Origin of the sequence: Spirosoma aerolatum, from assembly GCF_002056795.1 — a bacterium.
Classification (GTDB): Bacteria; Bacteroidota; Bacteroidia; order Cytophagales; family Spirosomataceae; genus Spirosoma; species Spirosoma aerolatum.
Window position 1 is genome coordinate 3,571,132 of record NZ_CP020104.1, and the last position, 25,510, is coordinate 3,596,641.

Sequence of the window (25,510 nt, forward strand, 5' to 3'; positions counted from 1 at the left end):
AGAATGCTGGTGCAACAGCAAAAAAATATGCGCCAGCATTCTCACTCCTCACTCCTCGCTCTTCACTACTACTCACTATGTTCAAAGTCTACAGTTCTTCGGCGGGGTCAGGTAAGACGTACACGCTTACCAAAGAATACCTGAAACTGGCGCTTCGGCCCGATGTGAAGGATGACTATTTCCGGCACATTCTGGCGGTAACGTTTACCAACGCGGCTGCCAATGAAATGAAGAACCGGATTCTTGAACGCCTTTCCGACATGGCCGGAGAGAAAGAACTCCCCCTGCTCGATGAACTGGTCGTTGAACTCTACGGCACAGCTAGTGATTCGGATGGGTTCGAGATTGCCAAAGCTACGCTTCGTCGAAAGGCGGCTTCAGTTTTCAGAACCATTCTGCATCGCTACGCCGATTTTAGCGTTACCACGATCGACTCGTTTACCCAGCGCATTGTCATGGCGTTTACCGACGAACTGGGTTTGCCCTATTCGTTTGAGGTCGAACTGGAAACCGACGAAGTCCTCGAACTGGCTATCGATAACCTGATCGAAAAGGCTGGAACCGAGGAGATGGAGGAAATTACTACCATTCTGGGTGAGTACTACACGCATGTAGCGGCCGAAGGAAAAAGCTGGAACCAACTGCCGGAGGTGCTGAAAGAATTCGGTCGCAACCTAACCTCCGACCAGTTTTACGAATCCGTCAATGCGGCTCAGGAACTTTCACCTGCTGCCTTGCGAATCATCCGGGAACAGTTGATCCACCACAATCAGCAGATTGAGGCCGACATTGTTGGTTGTGGTCAGCGTGCTTGGGAACTGATTACCAGTGCCGGTTTGTCAGAAGCTGATTTTGCCTATGGCTTGAGTGGGGTAGCGGGTTTTATTAAGGCTGTAGCCGAGGGAAATGCCCAGAAAGAACCTGGTACGCGGGTGTATAATGCCATTCAAAAGGGAGAGTGGTACGGAAAAAAAACACCGTTGCCTGTTCAGGGCATGATCGATGCTATGACCGATGAACTGACCGACTGCCTGACTCAAATCAATACAATCCGGGAAAAAAGTGGTCGTGAGGTTACCCTGTTCGAGTGCCTGTTGCCTCATTTACAGAAACTGGCCTTATTAAAGCAGATGCGGGTTGAGTTCGACGAGCTGCTACGAAAGGATGGTCGGGTACATATCTCCGAGTTTAACAAGAAAATCCTGTCTATTGTGGCCTCGGAGCCGGTCCCGTTTCTGTACGAACGGCTGGGGGTTCGGTACAATCATATATTGATCGACGAGTTTCAGGATACATCCCGACTACAATTTGCCAACCTGTTGCCCCTGATTGAAAATGCGCTCGGGGGCGATCACTTTAACCTGGCTGTGGGCGATGGGAAGCAGGCGATTTATCGCTTTCGGGGGGGCGATATGGATCAGATTGTAGCGCTACATCGCCGGGATTTGACAACACTGAAAGAAGCTCATAATCCCGAATCCTGGACCGCTGAACGGATTGAAATGCTCGACGGGCATCTACAACCTGAAGTCCTCAATACCAACTGGCGAAGTGCCGAACCAATTGTCCGGTTCAACAATGACTTTTTTGAGTTTACGGCTCGTCGGTTCGAGCATCAGCATCCCAAAGTAGCCGATATATTTGATCCAGAGCGACAATTCCATCAGACACCTTCGCCCAGAGCCCGGCAGGCTGGCCATGTGCAGCTCGACTTTGTGGTGAAAGAGGAAGACGCCGATAAAGATCTGACGACGCTGATGCTCGAAAAGACCATCGAGCACCTGAATCGATCGCTGGCCGACGGGTATCGGTATGGTGACATTGCCATTCTCTGTCGTAAAAAATCGCAGGCAAAAGCATTAGCCAATGAATTGAACGCCCGTCAGATCCCACTGGTTTCAGCCGATTCCTTATCGCTGGAGTTTTCGGACCCGGTTAAGTGGCTGGTGACCTTTATGCAGGTGTTACAGCGCCCCGATCAGCGAATGCTTCGTTACGAAATGCTGTATCTGTTTCACCGGGTTGTGCAGGGTATTTTTCCAGACGATGCCCTTACAGAGAAGCTGCGGGCTGTTGCCGAAGGCCCTATGCTGGCGATGTACGACTACCTGGCCGAACAAGGTTATGCGTTAGATGTGTATGCCTTAGGCCAGTTGAATCCGTACGAACTGGCGGAACGCCTGACGGCTCAGTTTGGGCTGTTCAATCAGGCGGAGCATAATCCCTTTCTGTTTCGGTTCCTGGACGAAGTGTTAACGTTCAATCAGAAACGGAGCGGTCATCTGAGCGATTTTCTGCTCTATTGGGAAAGTGTACGGCAGAAAATTTCCGTAGAAGGCAATACCCGCAATGCGGTAAGTATTCAGACGATTCACAAATCGAAAGGGCTGGAGTTTCCGGTGGTCATTATTCCTTTTGCCAATTGGCGGGTTGAGCCCATCAACGATAGCACCATCTGGCTTAATCTGAATCAGATTCAGGCGGATGTACTGACCCATTCGACCGATAAAGGCCAGTCCACTCGACTTCTGACAGCGCCCGTCAATGCAACCGGTAAACTGAGGGGGACTCCTGAACCCGTTGCGGCCCAGTACGAAGAAGAAATAACGCGTACGTTTCTGGAGAACATGAATCTGCTCTATGTGGCCTTTACCCGCCCTACCGACCGTCTGTATGTAATCAGCGAAGCCAGAGACTTTGGCAAAGGGCCTCAGAATACCGTTGGGCACTGGCTACATGGATTTCTGCGAGATAGTGAGGTGGCCCGTAACTGTGGTTGTGCCTGGCAGGATGGCTTGTATTCGTATCCGGTTAGCTTATGCGCCGACGTTTGGTCGCATAAGGCCGTTGAGGAGCCCCTGGACGAAATTGTACTGAACAATATTGTAAGCGGGCACCGGGGGCAGGATTTGCAATTGCGCCGACTGGCCGACCGTATTTTTGATGTGGCTACGTTTGAGCATACCCGTGAACGTGACCGAAAGCTTTGCGCGGCCCTGAGCCTGATCAAAGGCCCGGAAACAATTGATTTGGTACTACGTCGGCTCGTCAGTGAGGGATTAGTTCGCAAAGTTGAGTGTGAATTGATGAAAGATAATCTGCTGGCTATTATCTCGCATCCTGATCTGATTAATCTCTTTGATTCTCAGTTGCGTATAGATACCGACAGAAGTATTTTAAGTAGCAAGCGTATTCATGGAGCGCCCCACCGCGTTGTCCATTTTCCAGATGGGCCTGTTGTGCTGGTACAATACGAATCGGTAGCCATTGCACCGACTGGCTATGAAGCGGATGAGTATAACGAACAAGCCAGAAATCCGACGGCTTCATTAAAATACTTTACAAGCCTTTATCGCGACATGGGCTTCCCGGAAGTAGAGGGCCGATTGGTTTATCTGGCAGAAATACCGGTGGTGGTGCGCGTGTGAAGAATGAAATAGATTTAATGAACAAGCTACATGATTGAAACGATTCAGAGGGTTTGGAAAGGAATACACCGTAAGATTCTTGTTGTTCCAACAGTATACATTATCCATTATTCAGTATCCATTGGCATCTGCCTGGCACAGTCGCCCTATCAGCTACGCACAGGCCGCGAAATCGGTTTACTAGGAGCGGGCGCTGTAACGCTTGGGGCATCGGTAGCGTTGACCAATGCCATCGACCCACTTACTACCGCCGAAATTGCTTCACTCAATCGGGGAGACATTAGCTCCTTCGACCGTAATGCTACCTTCCATTGGTCGACCTCGGCCGATAAGTGGAGTGATGTTGCGCTGGTAGGTACGATTGGGGCCGCAGGGGTAGTGTCGCTGGGTTTGCAGCCCATACGGCAGGATTTTAAGACCGTGGCCGTCATGTACGTCGAAACGTTGCTACTGGCGAATGGCATTGAACGGACAGTCAAATCAGTAACTCAACGTACCCGGCCGTATGTATATAACCCGCTGGTTCCACTGGATGAAAAGCTGGATCGAACCTCCCGACAGTCCTTCTTTTCAGGCCATGCGACCAATGCGTTTGCTACGGCTGTTTTTACAAGTGAGGTCTTTCGGCATTATTTTCCCCATTCCAAATTAAAACCTGTAGTCTGGGTTGGAACACTTGGGCTGGCATCAGCTACGGCTTTGTTTCGGTACGAAGCCGGTTTACACTATCCGACAGACCTGCTGGCTGGTGCTGCGTTTGGTTCGCTGGTCGGTTGGGGAATTCCTAAGCTTCATCAGATAAAAAAGGGAAGTGACCTGGGGAAACGGCTGGATGTGCAGCCCTGGAGCAACGGAATGGCCAACGGAATCTATATGCGCTTAGCGGTGTTTTCGCGTTAACGGTTACGTACTGCTGCCTGACGTCGTTTATTGATCCGTGAATAGGTTTGTAATGTTCGTATCTTGCCTTCATTATGGCAAGCTATCAACAGACCCAATATGAAGTCCTGCGCCGACGATGTGCCACTCTCCATCAAGAAGGCTGGAAACAGGCCGATATCGCTCAGGCCTTAGGGCTAACTCAAGGCTGGGTCAGTCGCACTATAACTAAATATCGTCAGCAAGGTCAAGATGCACTGACTTGGCGCAAACCTGCCGGGGCTACAGCTAAGCTGACTAATACGCAACTGGCTCAACTAGTTGAGGAATTGAATAAAGGAGCTGAGCATCATGGCTTTCCGGGCCAGATATGGACCCGTCCTCGCGTCAATGAGGTGATCAAAAAGTTATTTGCTGTCAGTTATGACCCCTCACAAGTAGGCCGGATTTTAAAAAAGGTGGGCTGGAGCAGACAGAAGCCGCAGCGCAAAGCCTATCAACAAGATCCTCAAGCGGTTGCCCAATGGAAAGAAGAACGCTTACCCGAACTCAAAAAAAGCCCAAATTGAAGGGCGCGTCATTTTATATGTGGATGAATCGGCTTGTTATTTGTTACCCATGCTGGCTAACACATGGGCCCCTCGGGGGCAAACACCGATATTAGTTGAGCAAGCGGGACGGGCTCATCTAAGTTTGATCGCTGCTATTGCGCCTAACGGTCGTATCTATGTAGCGGGGCAAGACCAGCCGTTTACGGGTGAAGATATTGTCTGGTTCCTCACTATGCTGTGCGGGCGTTATCGCAAACGAAATATGCTGGTGATCTGGGATGGGGCTGCCATCCACCGCAGCGAGGCCGTCAAAGCTTTTTTGAAAGCACGTCCAAACCGAGTTCATTTAGAGCGTTTACCGGCTTACAGCCCAGAGCTGAATCCAGTAGAACTGATCTGGAGCTACCTGAAAGGTCAGTTAAAGAATCAGGTGTTCACTAATTTAGATGAGCTAACAATTGCGATTCGTGAACAAATTAAACATCTACAAGCCAATCATGAGTTAGTTAAGGCTTTTTTCAACAAAGAGGAAATAGCCTTCATTACAAACTAATTCACGCATCAATAACCGACATGAGTATTTGACGAATGACTAAAATTACGGATCACATAAAAGCTGCGAACGGCAAGCCTATTTTTTCGATTGAAGTGATACCGCCCATCAAAGGCGATAATCTCAAGAATCTGCTCGACAACATCGAGCCATTGATGGAGTTTAAACCACCGTTTATCGACGTTACCTACCATCGGGAAGAATACATGGAACGGCCCCTGCCCGACGGAACCATTCAAAAAATAGTAACCCGTAAACGACCCGGTACGGTAGGTATTTGTGCGGCTATCATGCATAAGTTCGGTGTCGACCCGGTACCACACGTACTCTGTGGTGGGTTTACCCGCGAAGAAACTGAAGATTTTCTGATCGATCTGCATTACCTCGGCATCGATAACGCCCTGGTGCTGCGTGGTGACCCTGCCAAGCCGTTTACGACCTTCAAGCCTAAAGAAAACGGCTACTCGTATGCGAGCGAACTGGTAGAGCAGGTCGCCAACATGAACCGGGGTATTTATCTGCATGAGGAAGATACGGCCCTCGCTCCCAGTGATTTCTGTATCGGGGTGGCCGCTTATCCCGAAAAGCATTTTGAAGCCCTCGATCACGACATTGACTTTCACTACCTCAAGCAGAAAATCGACAAGGGGGCGGATTATATCGTAACCCAGATGTTTTTTGATAATAAAAAATTTCTGGATTTTGTGGCCCGGTGTCGGCAGGAAGGTATTACTGTGCCGATCATTCCGGGTCTGAAACCCCTCAGCACACGGAAGCAACTTCAGATTCTGCCCAAGCTCTTCCATCTGGAAATTCCAGAGGAGTTACGGAAAGCCGTTGAAGCCTGCGAAAACGATCAACAGGCCCGACAGGTTGGGGTGGAGTGGTGTATCCAGCAATGTCGGGAACTCACGGCAACTGGTGCACCTGTCCTGCATTTTTATACGATGGGGAAAGCCGATAATATCATGAAAATTGCCCGCGAACTGTTCTGATGCAATAGGGGAGTAGGGTAAGGGCAGAGAGAAATTATGCTACGTGACACCGAAATTAATCAGTTTATCCGCGACGGGTTTGTTCGTATCGATAATGCCTTTCCGCGTGAACTGGCCGATGAAGGTTGTGCGATTTTGTGGAAAGACACGGGATGTAATCCAACTGATTCTACGACCTGGACACAGCCCGTGATCCGGCTGGGCGGGTATGCACAGGAGCCTTTCCAGAAAGCGGTCAATACACCCAGCCTGCACGACGCCTTCGATCAACTGGTCGGTAAAGGACGCTGGGAGCCGCGCAACAGTTTAGGGACGTTTCCAATCCGGTTTCCAAGTCCCGACGATCCGGGGGATACAGGCTGGCATGCCGAAGCGAGTTTTGCGGGTGAAGATGGGTCATGGCGATTGAATGTGGCTTCGAAAGGACGGGCCTTGCTCATGCTATTTTTGTTCTCGGATGTGGGGCCAGAGGATGCACCAACCCGAATTCTGGTGGGTTCGCATCAGGATGTACCGAAATGGCTGCAACCGGCTGGCGATAATGGGTTGTCGTTTATAGAGTTGGCGCAACAATTCGACGAAGTCACGCTGAATCGCCCGGTTGAACTGGCAACGGGCCCGGCCGGAACCGTATATCTCTGCCATCCTTTTCTGGTTCATGCCGCTCAGCCTCATCGAGGTTCGGTACCCCGGTTTATGGCGCAACCCCCTTTACTTCCGGCCGAACCCATACAGCTCAATCGATCGGATGGTGATTACTCTCCGGTCGAGCAGGCGATTCGCCAGGGCTTGTTCAAAAAAGATGGCCGCTTCTTGTTTTAACAGAGAAGCGGCCATCTTTTAGAGTAGATACGATTTGTGTGTCATTCAATTGTTATGCAGCCAGGTAATTACCGATGCCGACAATAACCGTTGACAGAACGACGGTCAGTATCCCCAGCGAAATCGTCCGCATCGTTTTGGGATTGGAGCCTCGCCATTCGTGCAGGATTAGCCCCCATAAACTACTGAAGGCAATAATAAAGGCCATGTGTAATGTCCAGCCAGAGAAACGATACTCGCCCATTTTACTGTCGCCCATGCCGTAAAAGAAGAATTGGAAATACCAGGTGAATCCGGCCAGCGCACAGAAAATGATATTCGCCACAATGGGGGTTGAATAATTTGTATAATCGGTATACGTACGGTTTTTGATATTCAGGTAAATGGTCCATATGGCGTTGGTAGTCAGGCCCCCAAGAGAATGATAACCAGGGCGGCATTGTTCATGTAGAGCGGATCGGCCCCGGCCTTTACCGCCAGTTGAGCAATTGGCTGTCCGGCCGTTTGTCCAAAGGCAAAACAGGCACTCATGACACCCGAGAAAATGGCTACCATGAGCCCCTTCCGAATGTCAAATTCCGCGATGACGGCCTTTTTTTGTTCATCCGTTAAAGAGCGCTCTTTCATCATGCCAGCAATGCCGCAGATCGAAATGCCCAGTACGCATACGGCCAGCCCCAAAATAATAACCTGCCCGGAGGTGGTGCTGATCAGTTCACCAAATTGACCTTGCCAGATGGGCGGAACCAGGGTGCCAAAGAACGCGCATAAACCGAGAGTAACTGCCATGCCCAGCGATAAGCCCAGATACCGCATGGCTAAGCCAAACGTCAGGCCCCGAAGCCCCATAACACACCCCAGAAATAGCACCATAGGACGGTTTCGGTTGGGGCCTGCGCCAGTACACCAAACAGATTGGGGACGGTGAGTGCGCCTAAAATCAACGGAGCGGCCACCCAGGAGAATAGCCCGCCCACCAGCCAGTAACTTTCCCAGGCCCATCCCTGAACTTTTTTATATGGTAGATAAAAACTGCCGGAAGCAAAGCCTCCCAGCGCATGCAGTACAACTCCCCAGATTACAGCCACGGTTTTTGAATGATGAATGATTTAGAGCGAATACTGAGTAACCCCAAGGGGATAGTTCGTATTCATGAATTTTAACAAATTTATCCTAATTTGATCCACAAACTTACCTGCTCTCTCCTGTATGGCATTACATGGTCATCCGGTGCCCTTGCTATCTAATGACTATCAATGACAACAAATGACTACCGGATGGCCATGTAATGATTCCATCCGAAAAAAAGAATCTCTTTTATAACAGGAGAGTGCATGACACAGGAGAAATCAAATAAAACGTACTTTGCTTAAAAACAAGATTTCGGAAAGATACTACTTACAATTTATCTATGAATACGACGCAAGCGTTCAACTACGTTAGCTATCTCTGGGATGATCAGAAAGCCGCAGAGCTCGCGGGTGATGAAGTAGCTTTGTTTATTTATCGTTCTAACCTGCTGGGTGCTGACCTGCGTCTGACGAACTACGCCGGTGGGAATACGTCGGTTAAGTTGATGGAAACCAATCCATTAACCGGCGAGCCTGTTGAGGTGATGTGGGTGAAAGGGTCTGGTGGAGATATTGGTACGCTTACCAAAAAAGGCTGTGCCAATCTGTATGTTGAGCGTTTGCATGCGCTGAAAAGCCGCTACCGGGGTCTGGAATTTGAAGATGAAATGGTTGGTCTTTTTGATCACTGCCTCTTCGATCCCAAATGTGCCGCGCCATCCATCGATACTCCCCTGCATGGATTGCTCCCCTTCAAGCACATCGACCACCTGCACCCTGATGCTCTGATTGCCATTGCTGCCAGCAAAGATGGTGAAGCCATCATGCACGAAATCTGGGGCGATCAGATGGCCTGGATTCCCTGGCAGCGGCCTGGTTTCGATCTGGGCCTGAAGCTTGAAGAAGCCGTTAAGAAAAATCCGAATCTTCGGGGGATTATCCTGGGGGGCCATGGGCTGTTCACCTGGGGGGATACATCCTACGAATCATACATGAATACGCTGGAAGTGATTGAACAGGCATCAGAATACCTGCATCAGAACTTCGGTAAAAAGCGTCCGGTGTTCGGAGGAGCAGCTCGCCAGAGTGAAACGGCCGATACCCGGAAAAAACTGGCAGCCGATCTGATGCCGACCTTACGGGGACTGGCTTCCAGCTATCGGCAGATGATCGGTCATTTTACCGATGACGAACGGGTACTGGAATTTGTAAACTCCAACGATCTGCCTCGTCTGGCTCGCCTGGGTACAAGCTGCCCCGACCACTTCCTGCGCACCAAAATCCGCCCATTAGTGCTCGACCCTGAGAAACTAACCGGAGAGGACAGCACGGCCTATCTTGGCCAGGCGTTTGCCGATTACCGTGCCGATTATACGGCTTATTACGAGCGGTGCAAACACCCAAATAGCCCGGCCATTCGCGATACCAACCCTGTGGTTTTATTGTGGCCGGGTGTAGGTATGATGACCTTCGCCAAGGATAAGCAAACGGCTCGGGTAGCTGCCGAATTCTATACCAACGCCATCAATGTAATGAAAGGCGCCGAAGCAGTATCCGATTATGTTGGCCTACCCGAACAGGAAGCGTTTGATATTGAGTACTGGCTGCTCGAAGAAGCAAAGCTCCAGCGCATGCCAAAGCCTAAACCGCTGTCGGGTAAAATTGCCCTAATTACGGGTAGCGCGGGTGGTATTGGTAAGGCTATTGCCAAAAAATTTCTATCTGAAGGGGCTGTAGTCGTTATCAACGATAATGATGCCGATCGTCTGGCAGGTGCTAAAGAAGAGTTTCAGAAGCAGTACGGAAAGGATGCCTATGCCGCCGACCAACTGGATGTAACCCAGGCTAACACCATTGCAGCAACGTTCAATACGGCAGTTCTGGCGTTTGGTGGCGTCGATATTGTAGTCAACTGCGCGGGGTTGAGCATCTCGAAACCGCTCGAAGATCACACTGAAAAAGACTGGGATTTGCTGTACGACGTACTGGTAAAAGGTCAGTTCCTGGTTACCCAGAAAGGCGTTGAGATCATGCGCAAGCAGAAACTGGGTGGGGATGTGATCAACATTGTGAGCAAAAACGCTCTGGTTTCCGGTCCTAACAACGCCGGATACGGTTCGGCCAAAGCTGCGCAATTACACCTGAGCCGTTTGAATGCCGCCGAACTCGGTAAAGATCATATCCGGGTGAATGTGGTGAACCCCGATGCCGTAATTTCAGATTCGAAAATCTGGGCGGGTGCCTGGGCCGAAGGTCGTGCGAAGGCATATGGCATTACAGTAGATGAACTTCCTGCCTACTACGCCAAACGGACATTGCTGACCGAGATCATCCTGCCCGATGATATTGCCAACGCTTGTCTGGCCTGCGTAAATGGCCTTCTGGCTAAATCGACCGGCAACGTACTGAATGTAGATGGTGGTGTAGCGATGGCGTTTGTGCGGTAAAAGCCCCCAACCTCCAAAGGGGGATAAATTGTGATGTCAGTTTGTAAGAAACTGACATCACAATAATTATCAGCCCACAAATTTATTTGTGGGTTAAAATGGTAGTTTACGCATCATTTTCAACCGTTTTAACGGTTTTGAGGGCTAGCCATTATGGTCAGTCGGTAGTCCTGCACCATAAACCTCCGGTATTCCTCACATCAGCGATTGACTTTTTGGGATTGAGCAGGAAGAGAAGATGACGTGTTCGGCCACTCCACCAATACAGTCGACAAAGCAATCCAGATGAATTAGTTGATTCAGTAGTTCGTTGTGGACAGTTGATCGGATTGACGGAGGAATGAGCGGTTGACGGTCTTTGGTGGAGAAAACAGCGTGGACCCAGAGTTTCGATTAGGAGTGGCTCATAGGATAGAGGAAAAAACCGTTTTAACGGTTTTAAAAAATTGATGAATGATTTTGTGGTCCCACACATTCATGTGTGGGCTGATAATTAGACGGATTCCCCAGATCGTGGATACCTATAACTTGTAAACCTTTATGCAAATCGAACGCGAACACATTGCGGACTTTAACCAGTCGCAGTTGGGAGGGCACCAGCGGAAATTGTCGTACTGGACACAGGAAGTCGCTAAGGCTGAACCCATTATTCAGAAATTGATCGACTTTCAGATTGCCATTCCGAGCTGGGCGTTAGGTACAGGCGGTACGCGTTTCGGGCGCTTTCCGGGTGGTGGAGAGCCGCGCTCGCTTGAAGAAAAAATAGAAGATGTCGGTCTGCTGCACGCACTGAACTGTGCCAGTGGGGCTATTTCGCTGCATATTCCCTGGGACATTCCAACGGACCCACAGGCGATCAAACAATTGGCAGCTAAACACGGGCTTCGGTTCGATGCCGTCAACTCCAATACGTTTCAGGACCAACCCGACCAAGCGCTTAGCTATAAATTCGGCTCACTGCAACATACCGATGCAGCCGTTCGCCAGCAGGCCATTGATCATAATATTGAGGTGATCCGGCATGGCGTGGCGTTGGGTTCTGATTCGCTAACGGTCTGGCTATCCGATGGTTCCTGCTTTCCGGGTCAACTGAATTTCCGGAAGGCCTTCGACCGGACGTTGGGAAGTCTGGCCGAAATCTACGCAGCGCTGCCCGATGATTGGAAGATGTTCGTCGAGTATAAAGCGTTTGAACCCAACTTCTATTCGATGACAGTGGGTGACTGGGGTAGTAGCTTCCTGTACGCCAGTAAGCTCGGCCCAAAAGCCTATACGCTGGTCGATTTGGGGCACCACCTGCCTAACGCCAACATCGAGCAGATCGTTGCGATTTTATTGCATGAGGGTAAGCTGGGTGGATTCCATTTCAACGACTCTAAATACGGTGATGATGACCTGACCGTCGGAAGCATTCGGCCTTACCAGTTGTTTCTGATTTTTGCTGAATTGATCGACGGTATGGACGCTCGAGGTATGAACCATGCCAAAAACCTCGGCTGGATGATCGACGCCAGCCATAACGTAAAAGACCCGCTCGAAGATTTACTCCAATCGGTCGAAGCCATTCAACTAGCTTATGCCCAGGCGCTTCTCGTTGACCGTGAAGCCCTTGAAGAAGCCCGTGAGGCCAACGACCCGGTTCGGGCGCAGGAAATCTTGCAGGAAGCGTTCCGCACGGATGTTCGGCCGTTGGTAGCCGAAGCGCGTCGTCGGGCAGGAGGGGCCCTAAATCCACTGGCCCTGTTCCGCAGTCTGAACGTCCGCCAGCAACTCATTGGAGAACGTGGCGCCAAAACCGTAGCAACGGGACTTTAAATTAATGAGCGAAAGAGTGAAAGAGTGAAAGGGCGAATGCCATCCGGCAGACAGGTTTTTGCGTCAGCTATTCGCTCTTTCACTCTTTCACTCTTTGACTCTTTGACTATGAACGTTGTTGCAATTTTTGACATCGGTAAGACCAATAAGAAGTTATTTCTGTTTGATGAGCATTACCAGATCGTTTGGGAGAAATCGGAGCAGTTTGCCGAGGTGCCTGATGAGGATGGTGATCTGTGCGAAGATGTAAGCCTGCTTCGGAACTGGGTTGTTACGTCGTTGGCCGAAGTAATGGTCTTGCCCGAATTTTCGGTAAAGGCGGTTAATGTTTCAGCCTACGGAGCCAGCCTGGTGTACGTCGATCAAAATGGGCAGGCAATTGCCCCGCTTTACAATTATCTGAAGGCGTATCCGGCTCCCTTACTTCAACAATTTTTCAGTACATACGGTGGCGAAACGGAATTGACGCGTCAGACGGCATCGCCTTCGCTGGGTAGCCTGAACTCGGGGCTGCAACTGTACCGATTCAGGCACGAACAGTCGGAACAGTTTACAAAGCTGGCCTTTGCGCTTCACTTGCCGCAGTATGTAAGCGCTCTGATTAGTGGCTGGCCTGTTTCGGACCTGACCAGTATCGGGTGCCATACCATGCTTTGGGATTTTGACCGACAGCAATACCACAACTGGGTGACTGCCGAAAAGCTGGATGTGCATCTGGCACCTATTGTTCCGTCAGATTCGGTTCGGGAAACAAACCTGAACGGTCATTTGGTGCAGGTAGGGGTGGGTTTACATGATAGTTCATCGGCTTTGATTCCGTATCTGGCGTCTTTTCAGGAGCCGTTTGTGCTCATTTCGACCGGAACCTGGTGCGTGAGCATGAATCCATTTAACAACCGACCGTTAACCCCCGAAGAATTACAATACGATTGCCTGAATTACATGCATTACAAAGGCCAGCCGGTGAAGTCGTCCCGTTTGTTTGCCGGGTATGAGCATGAGCAGCAGGTCAAACGACTGGCAACGCATTTTCAGACCCCGGTTGATCAATACAAGAAAGTTGGGTATAATCCGGAGATCATTGAGCGATTACGGCATCAACAGAGTCAGGTGACTACGGGCGACGACGCCAAAGGCGATCAATTGCTATCGATGAAAGGCTCTTTGTTTGGCCAACGAAACCTCTCTGAATTTGCTACTTACGATGAAGCGTATCATCAGCTTATGCTTGATATTGTATCGCAGCAGCTGATATCAACCAATCTAGTGCTAGCTGGGTCGCCCGTCAAGCGAATTTTTGTGGATGGTGGTTTTGGTAAGAATCCCATTTATATGAACCTGCTGGCAATGGCCTTTCCAACTATTGAGGTCTATGCCGCGTCGGTAGCGCAGGCTTCGGCGTTGGGAGCTGCCCTGGCCATTCACCAGCATTGGAATGACTTCCCACTCCCTGGCGACTGTGTTGAACTCAAGAAATACACGGCTCCGATTAGTGTTCATTAATTTACGGCTTACGGTTTTCCGTACACTGAAAAGCTATGAAGCCCCTACCGCTACGCTACTGGTTTGCCTTGTTGTTTTGCGTCATACCATCTGGTATTCAGGCGCAGAAGCTTCCTGGTAAAAAGGAAATTCTTGCCAAAATGACGCTGGCTAATGCGTACTTCATGAAAACCTGGCCTGACCCTGGTAAGGAAATCGTAACCAATAAAACCCGTCCCAGCAACATCTGGACGCGTGCCGTGTATTACGAAGGGCTGATGGCTTTGTATGGCATCCACAAGCAGAAAGCTTATTACGATTACGCGGTCGAATGGGGCGTAAAGCACAATTGGGGCCTTCGTAGTGGCCCCAAAACCCGCAACGCTGACGATCAGTGCTGCGGCCAGACGTACATTGATTTGTATGTAATGGATCGGGATGCCGGTAAGCCGAAACCAGAGCGTATTCACGACATCAAGGCGTCTGTTGATGCGATGGTGGCAAACGATAAAGTCGATGACTGGAACTGGATCGATGCTTTACAGATGGCAATGCCCGTATTGGCAAAGTTTGGCGTACTGGAAAAGAACCGTGATGCGGCAAACGCGTACTTCGAGAAAATGTACCAGCTCTACAACTATTCGAAAACGAAGCAGGGCGGCCATGGACTGTACAACCCGGACGATCATCTGTGGTGGCGGGATAAGGATTTTGTGCCCCCCTACAAAGAACCCAATGGGCAGGACTGCTACTGGTCGAGAGGAAATGGCTGGGTTATAGCGGCCCTGGTTCGTGTGCTCGATATTCTGCCGAAAGACGCTCCGCACCGCGATGAGTATCAGAAAACCTATCAGGACATGATGCAGGCTTTAGTACCCTTGCAGCGCCCCGACGGATATTGGAATGTTAGTCTACACGACCCAGCGAATTACGGCGGTAAGGAACTCACTGGAACTGCACTGTTTGTGTACGGTATGGCGTGGGGCATCAACCACGACCTGCTCGATAGTAAAACGTACCACCCGATCATCGCCAAAGCCTGGAATGCTATGGCGACCGAATCCGTCCATTCGAATGGGTTTTTAGGCTATGTGCAGGGAACTGGAAAAGAACCGAAAGATGGTCAGCCTGTTACCTACGATAGCAAACCCGATTTTGAGGATTATGGCCTGGGTTGTTTCCTGCTGGCAGGAACCGAGTTGTATAAAATGAACTAGTTCGACGGTTGGTACTATGGAAGAAATTGCGTTTACAATGAAATTGAAGCCTGGTGTTGAGGCCGAATACCAGCGTCGACATGATGAGATATGGCCCGAACTAGCGCAGGCCCTGACCGCTGCCGGTATTCGGGATTATTCAATCTTTCTGGATCGTGTAAGCGGCACCCTGTTTGGGGTACAGAAGCGGTTGCCGGGGCATTCCGCTGATTCGCTGCCTGAACTGCCGATTATGAAAAAATGGTGGGCGTATATGGCTGATTTAATGGATACGAATCCCGACAATTCACCCGTCGCTGTTCGGCTGGAGCGGGTCTTTCATATGGATTAGTATACGAGCCAGTACTCAACAAATTTGGGTGCCATACGGCACCCAAATTTGTTGATGCATTAGTGTAATTCTGTTAACCACTGTTGAGCAAACATACGCGCTTCCATGACGGGGGCTTTACCAAGCCGATACAGGAATTTCCATTCGGCGGGTTTCCGCTGGTATACGGGATTGGCAAATTCCTGCTTCCTACCCATGAGTATCAGTCGTGCTTCAAAATCAACGGTTTCCGTCAAGGTGATAAAATCCTGCAATCGTTTTTTCAGCAAAGGGCGAAAATCAGCATGAGCGTCAAATTCGGCTTTTTGTCGACGTTGTTGTACCAGTTGATCTTTATCGATGTCGGGTGTGGCCGTCGATTGGTCGATGTTGGTCATAGCTTGCCGTTTCAGCAAGGCTAAATACTGCTTTTTGCAGTCAGCAGGGGGCAGGTTCAGTACTTTTTTCAGCTCAGCAATGTATTGCGCCTTACTGGTTCGCTCGTTGCCCGACAGCGAAGCTAATTCCTGCGTTTCCTGCGTCAACTGGCTCCGTATGGCCATCTGGATCATAGCGGGGTCCATACCGGCAAAGGCCTGATCGAGCGTACCCAACTGGCTTTTCATTGCCGACCGATTGGCTTCATTATCCTGCCTGGTTTTAGCCATATGCTCGTCGGTATAGGTTTCATCGTACGGATAATATGTCCGCAGGTCCTGTAGCCAAACGTCCTTAAAAGTCGCTGATTCTACATACGCTCGAACTACTTTTCCCAGTGCGCGTACCGTAGCCCCACGCGACGATTCGGGAATCCGACGGGCCATCTGCCGCATAGAGTTGGTGGTGTTAAAAAAGAACCATTGCGGCTCTTTCAGATTGAGTAGTACATCCTGACGAAGCTTGCCAGTTTCGATGCTTAGTTCGGTCATAACATCGCTCATGCGGGCGGCAACGAGCCAGCAACTTAGGCAGCCTAGAATAAGAAGGGTGGTGTATTTTGTTTTCATAAGTGGTTAAAAAAGAGGAAGGTTTCGGAGTTTTCGGTTGCTTGTATAAAGGTGCGGATGGGGTGTTCGATACGAATCGCTAAAGGCTATCAACCCGCAAAAACGGACATAGAATGGATGGATCTGGCCTTCGAACGAATATACTCCGTACCCACAAACAGGGGTTTTCCAAGCGAAACAGGTAGCTGATTGACGCCGTAGCAGTACAAGGTTTGGGCTGGACAACCCGGCTCGGCTTCAAACGTTACCTGGCAGTGATTCATGGCAGCCGGTGTATGGGTAAATGGCCAGGGATGACCCACCTGAGCAACCGTTACTAACCCCGCGTCATTCCCCAGGAGCGCTAATTCGGGAGAAGGCGCAAACCGTCGGAAGGTTGGCAGACCGAAGCGTTGCATGAGTTGGCGGGTTGTGGTCGGTGTGCATTCGGTGGCAATACCAACCTCGCTGATTCCCTGAAATAGGTCATCGACCGTCAGGTTCGGATTAAACAGGGAGAGGTCGTTCCGGCTGATAAACTTTACCAGATTGCCGTTGTTGTCGTGAAAGAAACTGGCCCGCGCACGCCAGGTAGGTAATTCGATAATTTCCTGTCCGTTAGTTGTCAGATAGTTCAGCGGATAGCTATGCAGGCAGACCTCCAGCATACCCACCGGCACGTTGATGGCAAAGTGATAAGGCGCTACCGGCTCATCGACGGCCCTGAAAGTCAGGCGAGTCCATCCTACCTGAACCGTGAGCGTTTCGGTCGATTCAGCAACGATTGGTAAGCCGAGCTGCCGGGTGTAAAAGGTTCGCGTTCCCGGCAGATCGACAGTATAGAGTTCAAAGGCTACGATTTTCATGAGAAAGGCTTACTGATTAACAGCCGACTTCAACGTCACTGTAGTGATTGATTTCTGATTGTATTCAGTAGCTGTTTTCTCGATTGTCAACCCCGCGGCTGAGGCTTCCAGTACTTTCCATTCCGATACAGCACTGGTATCTTTATCGTTTATGATGCGGAGGGTAGCCGTTTTCTCGTTGTACGTCCAGTGGCTGGGTTTGGCAACTACAGGAAGCGACTCATTCGATGAGCAGGCCAGTGTACCCGTATGACCCGATACTTTACCTGTTGACTCGAAGGTCAGGGTGTTGTCTTTGTCGCAGGGGCGCAGAAACGACATCAGATCATTGTCAACGTTGCCATCACCATCCAGATCGATAGCCGGACTAACCTGAAACGAGGTCATACTCAGATTTTTGCCGACGAAAGCCAGGCTTTTGCTGTGTGAAGGCTGTTTGTATGATGCGGCTGCCAGGATAAAGGTGGCAGCAGCGGCCAGGAAAAAAATAGTAAACGCTTTCATTGTATTTGTTGTGTTTTGGTTGAAAAAAGAGTTTCCTGTTTGTTGTTCATTAAGCCTGATAGGCATGGTAAAGTTGGTGTTCGATTATGGCGTATACCACTAGCATGGTTGTCAACCGGAAGAAGACCCGGATGAACTGATGAGAAAAGCCAGTCAACCGTATACCGATCAAGCTAATTCGAGGTTCGGCTGGAATGCTGGTGCATGGTCGGCCAAAAAATCGGCGTAGCTCCGGGGGGCACGCGCCAATACGTCGGTGCAGAAGGCAACATCATCCGTCGACACTTGCAGGCCCTCTTCCAGCATACATTGGTAGGTTTTTCGCCAATCCTCAACTAGCCAGGTGGCAAGCGATTGGTCTGTACCAGAATTGTTGGGGGAGGCTAATGGTTGGCTGCTGAACCGTTCGTCGGGCTGGGCTATCCGAACTGATTGGGGGCCAACAAGCGGAATCGACAGTCCATTGAATTCGTCGGTAAGAATAGCTTTGACCGTCGCATCGGCCACGTCGCGTGCATCGACGCGATTCACACCCATACCATCGATAACCTGTGGAGGAATCCCGTACGACGCGATCGATGAACCAATAATCAGGTCGTTTTGGTAGACAAGGGTAGGGCAGATCATTACGAACTCCATGCCTGTTTGCGTCAGCACGTTCTCGATAATGACCTTAGCTTTCAGATGCGGTATCCGGCGGACTTTGTACTGGCTTAAGTAGACCATTTTTCGTACACCAGCTCGTTTGGCTGCGGCAATTGCATACTGTCCCTGCGCTCCTTCGGTGGGGCAGCGCTGGTTAAGCAGGGCTACGGTGTCAATATCGTTAAAGGCTTTTGGCAGGGTGGCTGGTTGCTCCAGATGACCTACAACCGTTTCAACACCTTTCGGAAATAGGGTGGCTTGGTCGGGCGATGTGATCAATACCCGGACCGCTACGTTTTGCTGAACTAATTCGTCTACGACCAGACGACCAATCGTTCCGGTACCGCCAATGACTAAGGTTTTCATGATTCAGTATTGTTGTTTATGCGTAAAAAAGAGGTTTGCTGTTTCTGCTCAGGAAGGGTAACCACTTGCTGAATGATGGGTCAAAATTGGTTGAACCGATTCAACTGGACCAGGCCGAATCGGCTCAACCGGAAAAACGAGCCTATGAAATGAGGGATACGACCGGTAAAACAAACACGGGTATCGATCCGAAACCGTGGCTGTCCTGCGCTTTTTAAACCGGACAATTGCGGACAAAACTGTACGATTACGGACATCAACTTTTAAAGGTAAGTGCCTTTTCAGGCCCAATAAGGCAAATTTTACTTCTGGCAGGAGATTTGTTTTGCAAAATTACAACTAATCGTCTCAACCAATTTACGACCATGCGAAGAGCCTTTTTAGGTGAGTTTGAAGAAATCGTCCTGTTGGTCGTAGCTGCCTGTCCCGCCGAAGCTTACGGCGTCACCATCTGGGAGGATCTTCAGCAGCAAACTGGCCGTTCGATCACCATGAGTGCAGTTCATGCCACCTTATACCGGCTGGAAGAAAAAGGGTTTTTATCCTCCACGATGGGGGGAGCTACTGCCGAACGAGGAGGGCGTCGGAAACGATTTTTTACCCTGACGGCCCTAGGCATTCGCGCGTTAAACGATGTTCAGGAGGTTCGGAGCCGTCTCTGGCAGGCCATTCCTCCCGGAAAATTTCAACTGATTGGCGGGTAGGCTATGAAAAAACAACCTATTCCACCACGCTGGGCCGACTGGCTTTTAGAAGTTTTTGTAGCTCCTCCTTTACGCGAAGACGTGCAGGGCGATCTGCACGAGGTATTTTACAAACGGACAGAACAGGAGGGCTTGTCGAAAGCTCGTCGGGCGTTTATCTGGGCGGTACTCCACTATATAAATCCCTATTTTTTCAAAGCTCGCCAACGTACCAATCAACAGTCTGATTACCCATCACCCTCTTACCTGCATCCTGCTATGCTACGTAATTACCTGACCATCGCCCTGCGCACGCTGGCCCACAACAAAGCGTACTCCATTATCAACGTGATAGGCTTGAGCATCGGTCTGGCAGCTGCTATGCTGATTATTCTCTATACCAAAGACGAAGTCAGCTACGACCGTTTTCATGCCAACAACCCGAACCTGTATCGGATCACCAGCCGCGATATCACACCCGGCGACCAGAAACCGAGCTACAATACAAATACGGGTATTTTTCAGGGGCCTAAGTTTACGGCTGGCACACCGGAAATCCGGTCGTTTGTTCGTTTTCAATCCGGCCAGAGTGATATCAGGCAGGGCAATGAAGTCAAGAGTCAGGAAATGTTTTCGACAGATCCCGAATTCTTTCAGTTGTTCAGTTTTCCGTTGTTGAGTGGCGATCCCAAGTCCGCGTTGTCGCGTCCGAAATCGGTGGTTATTTCGGAAGACATGGCCGAAAAGCAATTCGGAACAACCGATGCCCTGGGTAAAATCATGTTCATCAAGACCGAAGAGCAGTTCGAACCGTATACCGTAACCGGGGTAGCGGTAAAATGCCCGCAGAATTCGTCCATAAAATTCGACGTATTACTCCCAATAACTGTTTCGAAAGAAGACATTGCCCGAAGCGACAACTGGTTCAGTTTCTTTCTGAATACGTTTGTGCTGGTACGTCCTAACGCGAATATCAAGGCTGTCGAGGCTACCATGAATCGGATTTACCAGACCGATGCCAAAAACACGATTGTGGAAATGGCTAAAAAATTTGGGATAAAAAGTAAGACGATCTATTCGCTCCAGCCGCTTACAGACATGCACTTAAGTACCGATCTGCCGGTCAACAATGGGCTGGTCGATGAAAGCAGACCTACGTTTTCATACATTCTGTCGGGTATAGCCTTGTTCGTGCTGTTGATTGCCTGCATCAATTTTGTGAATCTGACGGTAGCCCGTTCGCTGAAACGGGCCAAAGAGATCGGCGTCCGAAAAGTAGTAGGAGGGGGGCGAAACCAACTTATTATTCAGTTTCTGGGCGAATCATTCCTGCTCTGTTTTGTCGCTTTTGTGCTTGCCATTGTGTTGTTGCTGCTTGTGTTACCTACGTTCAACCAACTTGCCAACAAAGCTCTTTCGTTCGCTTACCTGCTCGATGTAAAACTGATTGCCGGATATATTGGGCTCTTTCTCGTAACGGGTTTATTGGCAGGGTTTTACCCAGCGATTGTCCTGTCAGGGTTTAGCCCGGTTCAGAGCCTGTATAGCCGATTTCGGTTCACGGGCCGGAATTACCTGCAAAGGGGGCTGATTGTGTTACAGTTTTCGCTGGCTTCGTTTCTCATTGTAGCCACATTGACTATCAACTCCCAGTTTAACTACCTGACGACCAAAAGCCTGGGTTATGACGATCGGAACCTGGTGGCAGTAAACAAATCGAGCCTGAAACATAGCGAAGCGCGTTTGCTCAAAAGTGAACTGATGAAGTTTCCAACCATTGTCGATGTAGCGCCCAAGAATCGGGGTTTCTGGGGTACGGTGGCTAAAGTCAATGGCGAGAAGCAGCTTTCCTTTGCCTATGAAACCGTCGATGAAATGTACCTGCCCCTGCTTAAGATTCCGATTCAGGCTGGTCGTAACTTTTCGCCCGATTTTCCGAGCGATTCGACACAGTCAGTACTAGTCAATGAAAGTTTTGTGAAAGAAGCAGGCTGGAAAAATCCGATTGGTCAGGAGGTGAATTTCTTTGCCTACGAGACCCCGGAACGCTACAAGGTGATTGGTGTTGTGAAAGACTATCACTATGCAGCCCTGAATCAGAAAATTCGGCCGCAGTTGTTTACGATGAAACCGAAAAACGATTTCGGAAAAGTATTTGTCAAAATAAAACCGAATACCGAAACCGAAAGCCTCCGGGCTATCGAACAGACGTTTAAAAAACTGTTTCCGATCAACCCATATTCCTATAGTTTTCTGGATCAGGACAACCTGAAAAAATACGAATCGGAGGCTAAATGGCGACAGATTATGCTTTTCGGGGCCATCCTGACGATCTTTATTTCCTGCATTGGGCTATTGGGGCTGGCGACACTGGCTGCCGAACGACGCACGAAAGAGATTGGTATTCGCAAGGTACTGGGTGCATCGGTAAGCAGTATTGTTCAACTGTTATCGTCCGATTTTATACGACTGGTGGGTTTCTCCTTTGTGCTGGCCTTTCCGGCGGCCTATTATGCCATTGACAAGTGGCTGGAAAACTATCCCTATCGTATCGAAATCAGTGCCTGGACATTTGCACTGGCGGCCCTCCTGGCTATTTTGATCGCTTTCTTCACGGTCAGTTTCCAATCCATTCGAGCAGCCATGTCGAACCCAGCGAAAAGCTTACGATCGGAATAGAATCTAGTTGATAAGCGAGAATTTACAATCGGGTTCATGCGTCCGATGAGGGACACTAATTGTCCGTTAATGGACAAAGAGTAAACCAGATTTTCGTGAAAAAGGCTATTTCTGAATAGGAATGGCCTTTTTTGTTAGTTGGCAACAGATTTGTACGATAAAATATAAACTAATAACCTAAGCCGATGCGTCGAACCTATCTGGGTGAATTTGAAGAAATCGTCTTGTTAATGGTAGCTATCCTGGATGGAGAAGGGTATGGGGTTACGGTCAGTCAGGCACTGGAAGAGCATACCGGCCGGATTGTTACGTTTGGTACGGTTCATAACACCCTGATCCGACTCGAAGAAAAGGGGTTTGTGTCATCATACCTGGGAGGGGCCACTACCGAACGGGGGGGACGACGCAAGCGCTTGTTTCGGGTTACGGCTCTAGGCAGTCGGGCGCTTCAGGAAATCCAGCAGCTCCGTCAGGAACTGTGGCAGATGGTACCGCCAAACACCCTTCGACTCGGTGGTGTATGAAGAGGGCTACCCAACCACCGAACGATGGGCCGCCCCGCTTTGCCCATTGGCTGTTGACCCGGCTACACCCAGAAAACACACTCGAAGAAGTCGAGGGTGACCTGGACGAACTATACGAGTACTGGTACCATCGGGCGGGGCGAACGCAGGCCACCTTGCGGTACGTGCTCAACGTGCTATCGGTACTGCCGCCATTCGTGCTTCGAAGAAAACAAGTTAAACAACAATACGAACACCCTTCTAGCATTCATCCTGTTATGATTCGTAATTATCTAAAAATTGCCTTTCGAAATCTACAACGCAACAAAGGATACACGCTGATCAATGTGGCGGGGCTAGCCTTAAGTATGACCTGTGGGATTCTCATTTTTACATTGGTCAGCCATCATCTGAGTTATGATAACTTTCACGCGAATGCCGATCGCATTTATCGGATCGTGACGGAGATGCATCGGGATAATATCGGCTATAATCACAGTGTACCCTCACCGCTGGGTAAGCATTTTCGAAATGATTACACCTTTGGTGAAAAGGTAGCCCGGATTATCAGTGTCGACGACCAACTGATTACCCTGAGAAATGGAACCGACTTTAAAAAGATAAAAGAGGAAGAAGGGGTTGCCTTCACGGAGCCGGAGTTTTTTGACATGTTCAATTTCCCGTTGCTCGAAGGCGATAAAAAAACGGCGTTGCTGGAGCCAAATACCGCCATTATGACCGAACGCATGGCCAAAAAGTATTTTGGCGATGAAAACCCGATCGGTAAGACCTTCTGGCTCAACAACCGGATCGTATTCAGGGTCACAGGAATCCTGAAGGATTTTCCCGCTAACACCGACCGAAAAAACGAAATCTTTGTGTCGTACCCCACATTGAAAGCCTATGATTCTTGGCTGGCCAATGACATTGATGGTTGGGGCGGTATTCGCGATGGGGTCGAATGTTATATACAGTTACGGCCCGGTATTTCGGTAGCCCAGGTAGAAGGGGTGATGCCTGCCTATGTCAAAAAGTATCGGCCCACCAGCAAAAACGTCCATCACTATAAATTGCAACCGCTGGCGGATGTTCATTTCAATGCCCAATATGGGGGTGTAATGGAAAAAAAGAACCTGTGGGTTCTGGCAATTATAGGCTTGTTTTTACTGGGTACGGCTTGTGTAAACTTCATCAACCTGGCTACGGCACAGGCGCTCAGACGATCCAAAGAAGTAGGCGTTCGTAAAGTGCTGGGTGGACTGAAAGGCCAGCTTTTCTGGCAGTTTATTTCCGAAACGGGTCTAATTACTTCGATCGGTGTTATCGTTGCCCTGGGCATGGCTGTTCTGATGTTGCCCGTGGTCAATGCGTTTTTCCACTCGCAAATGACGCTCAATCTGTTTCAGAATAGCCGATTCGTGCTTTTTATTGTCGCGCTTGGCGTGGCCATTACCTTTTTTGCCGGTTCATATCCCGGACTTATTCTGGCCGGTTTCAAACCAGTTGTGGCCTTGAAAGGCAAGCTTTCTCAGCAGCATATTGGTGGTTTTAATACCCGTCGGACATTAATCATCGCTCAGTTTGCCATTTCGCAGGTACTCATTATCGGTATGTTGGTCATTATGTACCAGATGCAATATGCCAAACAAGCCGATTTAGGATTCGATAAGGCTGCAATTGTTATGGTGCCGATGGGAGATGATTCGACCCATACCAAGATGAACGCGCTACGAAATGAGTTACTACGCATCAAGGGGGTCGAGAAAGTATCGGTTTGTTATGCCGCTCCAGCATCCACCAGTAGCTGGGGCAACTTCGTGAAAGTGAATAATGAGGAAACCAATTTCAGAACGAGTATCAAATCGGCCGATGATCAGTATTTGTCCACGTTTGGACTGGAATTGGCAGCCGGCAAAAACCTATTTCCGGCCGACAGTGCCCGAGAGTTTCTGGTCAATGAAGCCTTCCTGCGAAAGCTCAATATCAAATCGCCCGAAGCCGCTATTGGTCAACTCATTTCGGCCAACGGGGGCACTATGGTAGCACCCATTGTGGGCGTAGTTAAAGATTTTCATGATGCTTCATTCCATCAGGAAATAAGCCCGATCATCATCACTACGAATAAAGGTTATTATTCCGATTATGCTATAAAATTGAATACCGCACAGGTTAAAACGACGATGGCTGCTATTGAAAAAGCTTGGCTGGAGCAGCACCCCGATCAATTATTTGCCTATCAGTTCGTCGATGAAAGCATCGCGCAGTTTTATGAAACAGAAGATCGAATCCTGCAACTGGTCGAGTTCTTTTCATTGATTGCCATTTTTATTGGTTGCCTGGGTTTGTATGGGTTAATGTCGTTCATGGCTGCTCAAAAAACGAAGGAGATCGGCATCCGTAAAGTGCTGGGAAGTAGTGTGTCTCAGATTCTATGGATTTTCGGTAAAGAGTTTTCCCGACTGATCGGTTTTGCTTTTCTGATTGCTGCTCCCATTGCGTGGTGGGCCATGACCAACTGGCTTCAGGGGTTTCAGTTTCATGTTCAGATGGAAGCCTGGATTTTTATAGTAGCGATTGGTGGTACGCTGTTGATTGCCACATTAACGATTGCCTATCAGGCTACCAGAGCTGCTTTGGTAAACCCCGTGAAATCATTACGATCTGAATAATCCTTTGTAGAGACCGGTCCACTGGTCTCTACAGAACACG

20 protein-coding genes and 1 pseudogene are annotated in these 25,510 nt (G+C 49.5%); 15 read left to right on the top strand and 6 right to left on the bottom strand.

Annotated elements, in window-relative coordinates; all coding sequences use genetic code 11:
• The first annotated feature begins 77 nt into the window (after positions 1-77).
• The 6 genes from B5M13_RS14390 to B5M13_RS14410 all read left to right on the top strand — a co-directional run bounded on the left by B5M13_RS14390 (position 78) and on the right by B5M13_RS14410 (position 7,228).
• Complete coding sequence (locus B5M13_RS14390; protein ID WP_080056341.1) at positions 78-3,428, top strand: UvrD-helicase domain-containing protein; 3,351 nt, start codon at positions 78-80, stop codon at positions 3,426-3,428.
• A gap of 30 nt (positions 3,429-3,458) precedes the next feature.
• Positions 3,459-4,328, top strand: coding sequence for a phosphatase PAP2 family protein (locus tag B5M13_RS14395; RefSeq protein ID WP_155297250.1), 870 nt, complete (start codon positions 3,459-3,461; stop codon positions 4,326-4,328).
• A 74-nt stretch (positions 4,329-4,402) separates the two neighbouring features.
• Positions 4,403-4,876 (top strand): winged helix-turn-helix domain-containing protein, encoded by a 474-nt coding sequence (locus tag B5M13_RS34155; protein WP_245859354.1) that lies wholly within the window; start codon positions 4,403-4,405, stop codon positions 4,874-4,876.
• Between the two features lie 19 nt (positions 4,877-4,895).
• Positions 4,896-5,411: an IS630 family transposase gene (locus B5M13_RS34160; protein ID WP_245860049.1), complete on the top strand. Its 516-nt coding sequence runs from the start codon at positions 4,896-4,898 to the stop codon at positions 5,409-5,411.
• A 35-nt stretch (positions 5,412-5,446) separates the two neighbouring features.
• Positions 5,447-6,406 (top strand): methylenetetrahydrofolate reductase [NAD(P)H], encoded by a 960-nt coding sequence (gene metF / locus B5M13_RS14405; protein WP_080056342.1) that lies wholly within the window; start codon positions 5,447-5,449, stop codon positions 6,404-6,406.
• Between the two features lie 36 nt (positions 6,407-6,442).
• Complete coding sequence (locus tag B5M13_RS14410) at positions 6,443-7,228, top strand: phytanoyl-CoA dioxygenase family protein (RefSeq protein WP_080056343.1); 786 nt, start codon at positions 6,443-6,445, stop codon at positions 7,226-7,228.
• 52 nt (positions 7,229-7,280) lie between these two features.
• Here B5M13_RS14410 and B5M13_RS34430 read toward each other — a convergent pair whose 3' ends face one another.
• Together B5M13_RS34430 and B5M13_RS34435 are read right to left on the bottom strand one after the other, a co-directional pair.
• Positions 7,281-7,553, bottom strand: a complete 273-nt coding sequence (locus B5M13_RS34430) for an L-rhamnose/proton symporter RhaT (RefSeq protein ID WP_262508079.1) — start codon at positions 7,551-7,553, stop codon at positions 7,281-7,283.
• An 80-nt stretch (positions 7,554-7,633) separates the two neighbouring features.
• Positions 7,634-8,316, bottom strand: a pseudogene (locus B5M13_RS34435) (L-rhamnose/proton symporter RhaT).
• A gap of 323 nt (positions 8,317-8,639) precedes the next feature.
• Here B5M13_RS34435 and B5M13_RS14420 point away from each other — a divergent pair.
• The 5 genes from B5M13_RS14420 to rhaM all read left to right on the top strand — a co-directional run bounded on the left by B5M13_RS14420 (position 8,640) and on the right by rhaM (position 15,590).
• Positions 8,640-10,745 carry a bifunctional aldolase/short-chain dehydrogenase gene (locus B5M13_RS14420; RefSeq protein WP_080056344.1) on the top strand — a complete coding sequence of 702 codons (2,106 nt, stop codon included), beginning with the start codon at positions 8,640-8,642 and terminating at the stop codon, positions 10,743-10,745.
• Positions 10,746-11,285: 540 nt separating this feature from the next.
• Positions 11,286-12,560 (top strand): TIM barrel protein, encoded by a 1,275-nt coding sequence (locus B5M13_RS14425; protein WP_080056345.1) that lies wholly within the window; start codon positions 11,286-11,288, stop codon positions 12,558-12,560.
• A 108-nt stretch (positions 12,561-12,668) separates the two neighbouring features.
• Entirely contained in the window at positions 12,669-14,063 is a 1,395-nt protein-coding gene (locus B5M13_RS14430) for an FGGY-family carbohydrate kinase (protein WP_080056346.1), read from the top strand.
• 35 nt (positions 14,064-14,098) lie between these two features.
• Positions 14,099-15,259 (top strand): glycoside hydrolase family 88/105 protein, encoded by a 1,161-nt coding sequence (locus tag B5M13_RS14435; protein WP_080056347.1) that lies wholly within the window; start codon positions 14,099-14,101, stop codon positions 15,257-15,259.
• A 16-nt stretch (positions 15,260-15,275) separates the two neighbouring features.
• Positions 15,276-15,590, top strand: a complete 315-nt coding sequence (gene rhaM / locus B5M13_RS14440; protein ID WP_080056348.1) for an L-rhamnose mutarotase — start codon at positions 15,276-15,278, stop codon at positions 15,588-15,590.
• 59 nt (positions 15,591-15,649) lie between these two features.
• Here rhaM and B5M13_RS14445 read toward each other — a convergent pair whose 3' ends face one another.
• The 4 genes from B5M13_RS14445 to B5M13_RS14460 form a co-directional block, all read right to left on the bottom strand.
• Positions 15,650-16,576, bottom strand: coding sequence for a hypothetical protein (locus tag B5M13_RS14445; RefSeq protein WP_080056349.1), 927 nt, complete (start codon positions 16,574-16,576; stop codon positions 15,650-15,652).
• Between the two features lie 89 nt (positions 16,577-16,665).
• Entirely contained in the window at positions 16,666-17,421 is a 756-nt protein-coding gene (locus tag B5M13_RS14450; RefSeq protein ID WP_080056350.1) for a VOC family protein, read from the bottom strand.
• A gap of 9 nt (positions 17,422-17,430) precedes the next feature.
• Positions 17,431-17,925 (bottom strand): hypothetical protein, encoded by a 495-nt coding sequence (locus tag B5M13_RS14455; protein WP_080056351.1) that lies wholly within the window; start codon positions 17,923-17,925, stop codon positions 17,431-17,433.
• A gap of 168 nt (positions 17,926-18,093) precedes the next feature.
• Positions 18,094-18,936 carry an SDR family oxidoreductase gene (locus tag B5M13_RS14460; protein WP_080056352.1) on the bottom strand — a complete coding sequence of 281 codons (843 nt, stop codon included), beginning with the start codon at positions 18,934-18,936 and terminating at the stop codon, positions 18,094-18,096.
• Positions 18,937-19,301: 365 nt separating this feature from the next.
• Here B5M13_RS14460 and B5M13_RS14465 point away from each other — a divergent pair, with 365 nt between their 5' ends.
• The 4 genes from B5M13_RS14465 to B5M13_RS14480 all read left to right on the top strand — a co-directional run bounded on the left by B5M13_RS14465 (position 19,302) and on the right by B5M13_RS14480 (position 25,470).
• Positions 19,302-19,640, top strand: coding sequence for a PadR family transcriptional regulator (locus tag B5M13_RS14465; RefSeq protein ID WP_080056353.1), 339 nt, complete (start codon positions 19,302-19,304; stop codon positions 19,638-19,640).
• 3 nt (positions 19,641-19,643) lie between these two features.
• Entirely contained in the window at positions 19,644-22,298 is a 2,655-nt protein-coding gene (locus tag B5M13_RS14470; protein ID WP_080056354.1) for an ABC transporter permease, read from the top strand.
• A gap of 185 nt (positions 22,299-22,483) precedes the next feature.
• Complete coding sequence (locus tag B5M13_RS14475; protein ID WP_080056355.1) at positions 22,484-22,822, top strand: PadR family transcriptional regulator; 339 nt, start codon at positions 22,484-22,486, stop codon at positions 22,820-22,822.
• On the top strand, positions 22,819-25,470 hold the full coding sequence (locus tag B5M13_RS14480; RefSeq protein WP_080056356.1) for an ABC transporter permease: 2,652 nt from the start codon (positions 22,819-22,821) through the stop codon (positions 25,468-25,470). The genes B5M13_RS14475 and B5M13_RS14480 overlap by 4 nt, the downstream gene beginning before the upstream one ends.
• The last annotated feature ends 40 nt before the right edge of the window (positions 25,471-25,510 follow it).

Bases quoted from the DNA above. Each gene is read 5' to 3' on its own strand.
- B5M13_RS14390 (WP_080056341.1), top strand. From the start codon at position 78: ATGTTCAAAGTCTACAGTTCTTCGGCGGGGTCAGGTAAGACGTACACG.
- B5M13_RS14395 (WP_155297250.1), top strand. From the start codon at position 3,459: ATGATTGAAACGATTCAGAGGGTTTGGAAAGGAATACACCGTAAGATT.
- B5M13_RS34155 (WP_245859354.1), top strand. From the start codon at position 4,403: ATGGCAAGCTATCAACAGACCCAATATGAAGTCCTGCGCCGACGATGT.
- metF (WP_080056342.1), top strand. From the start codon at position 5,447: ATGACTAAAATTACGGATCACATAAAAGCTGCGAACGGCAAGCCTATT.
- B5M13_RS14410 (WP_080056343.1), top strand. From the start codon at position 6,443: ATGCTACGTGACACCGAAATTAATCAGTTTATCCGCGACGGGTTTGTT.
- B5M13_RS14420 (WP_080056344.1), top strand. From the start codon at position 8,640: ATGAATACGACGCAAGCGTTCAACTACGTTAGCTATCTCTGGGATGAT.
- B5M13_RS14425 (WP_080056345.1), top strand. From the start codon at position 11,286: ATGCAAATCGAACGCGAACACATTGCGGACTTTAACCAGTCGCAGTTG.
- B5M13_RS14430 (WP_080056346.1), top strand. From the start codon at position 12,669: ATGAACGTTGTTGCAATTTTTGACATCGGTAAGACCAATAAGAAGTTA.
- B5M13_RS14435 (WP_080056347.1), top strand. From the start codon at position 14,099: ATGAAGCCCCTACCGCTACGCTACTGGTTTGCCTTGTTGTTTTGCGTC.
- rhaM (WP_080056348.1), top strand. From the start codon at position 15,276: ATGGAAGAAATTGCGTTTACAATGAAATTGAAGCCTGGTGTTGAGGCC.
- B5M13_RS14445 (WP_080056349.1), bottom strand. From the start codon at position 16,576: ATGAAAACAAAATACACCACCCTTCTTATTCTAGGCTGCCTAAGTTGC.
- B5M13_RS14450 (WP_080056350.1), bottom strand. From the start codon at position 17,421: ATGAAAATCGTAGCCTTTGAACTCTATACTGTCGATCTGCCGGGAACG.
- B5M13_RS14455 (WP_080056351.1), bottom strand. From the start codon at position 17,925: ATGAAAGCGTTTACTATTTTTTTCCTGGCCGCTGCTGCCACCTTTATC.
- B5M13_RS14460 (WP_080056352.1), bottom strand. From the start codon at position 18,936: ATGAAAACCTTAGTCATTGGCGGTACCGGAACGATTGGTCGTCTGGTC.
- B5M13_RS14465 (WP_080056353.1), top strand. From the start codon at position 19,302: ATGCGAAGAGCCTTTTTAGGTGAGTTTGAAGAAATCGTCCTGTTGGTC.
- B5M13_RS14470 (WP_080056354.1), top strand. From the start codon at position 19,644: ATGAAAAAACAACCTATTCCACCACGCTGGGCCGACTGGCTTTTAGAA.
- B5M13_RS14475 (WP_080056355.1), top strand. From the start codon at position 22,484: ATGCGTCGAACCTATCTGGGTGAATTTGAAGAAATCGTCTTGTTAATG.
- B5M13_RS14480 (WP_080056356.1), top strand. From the start codon at position 22,819: ATGAAGAGGGCTACCCAACCACCGAACGATGGGCCGCCCCGCTTTGCC.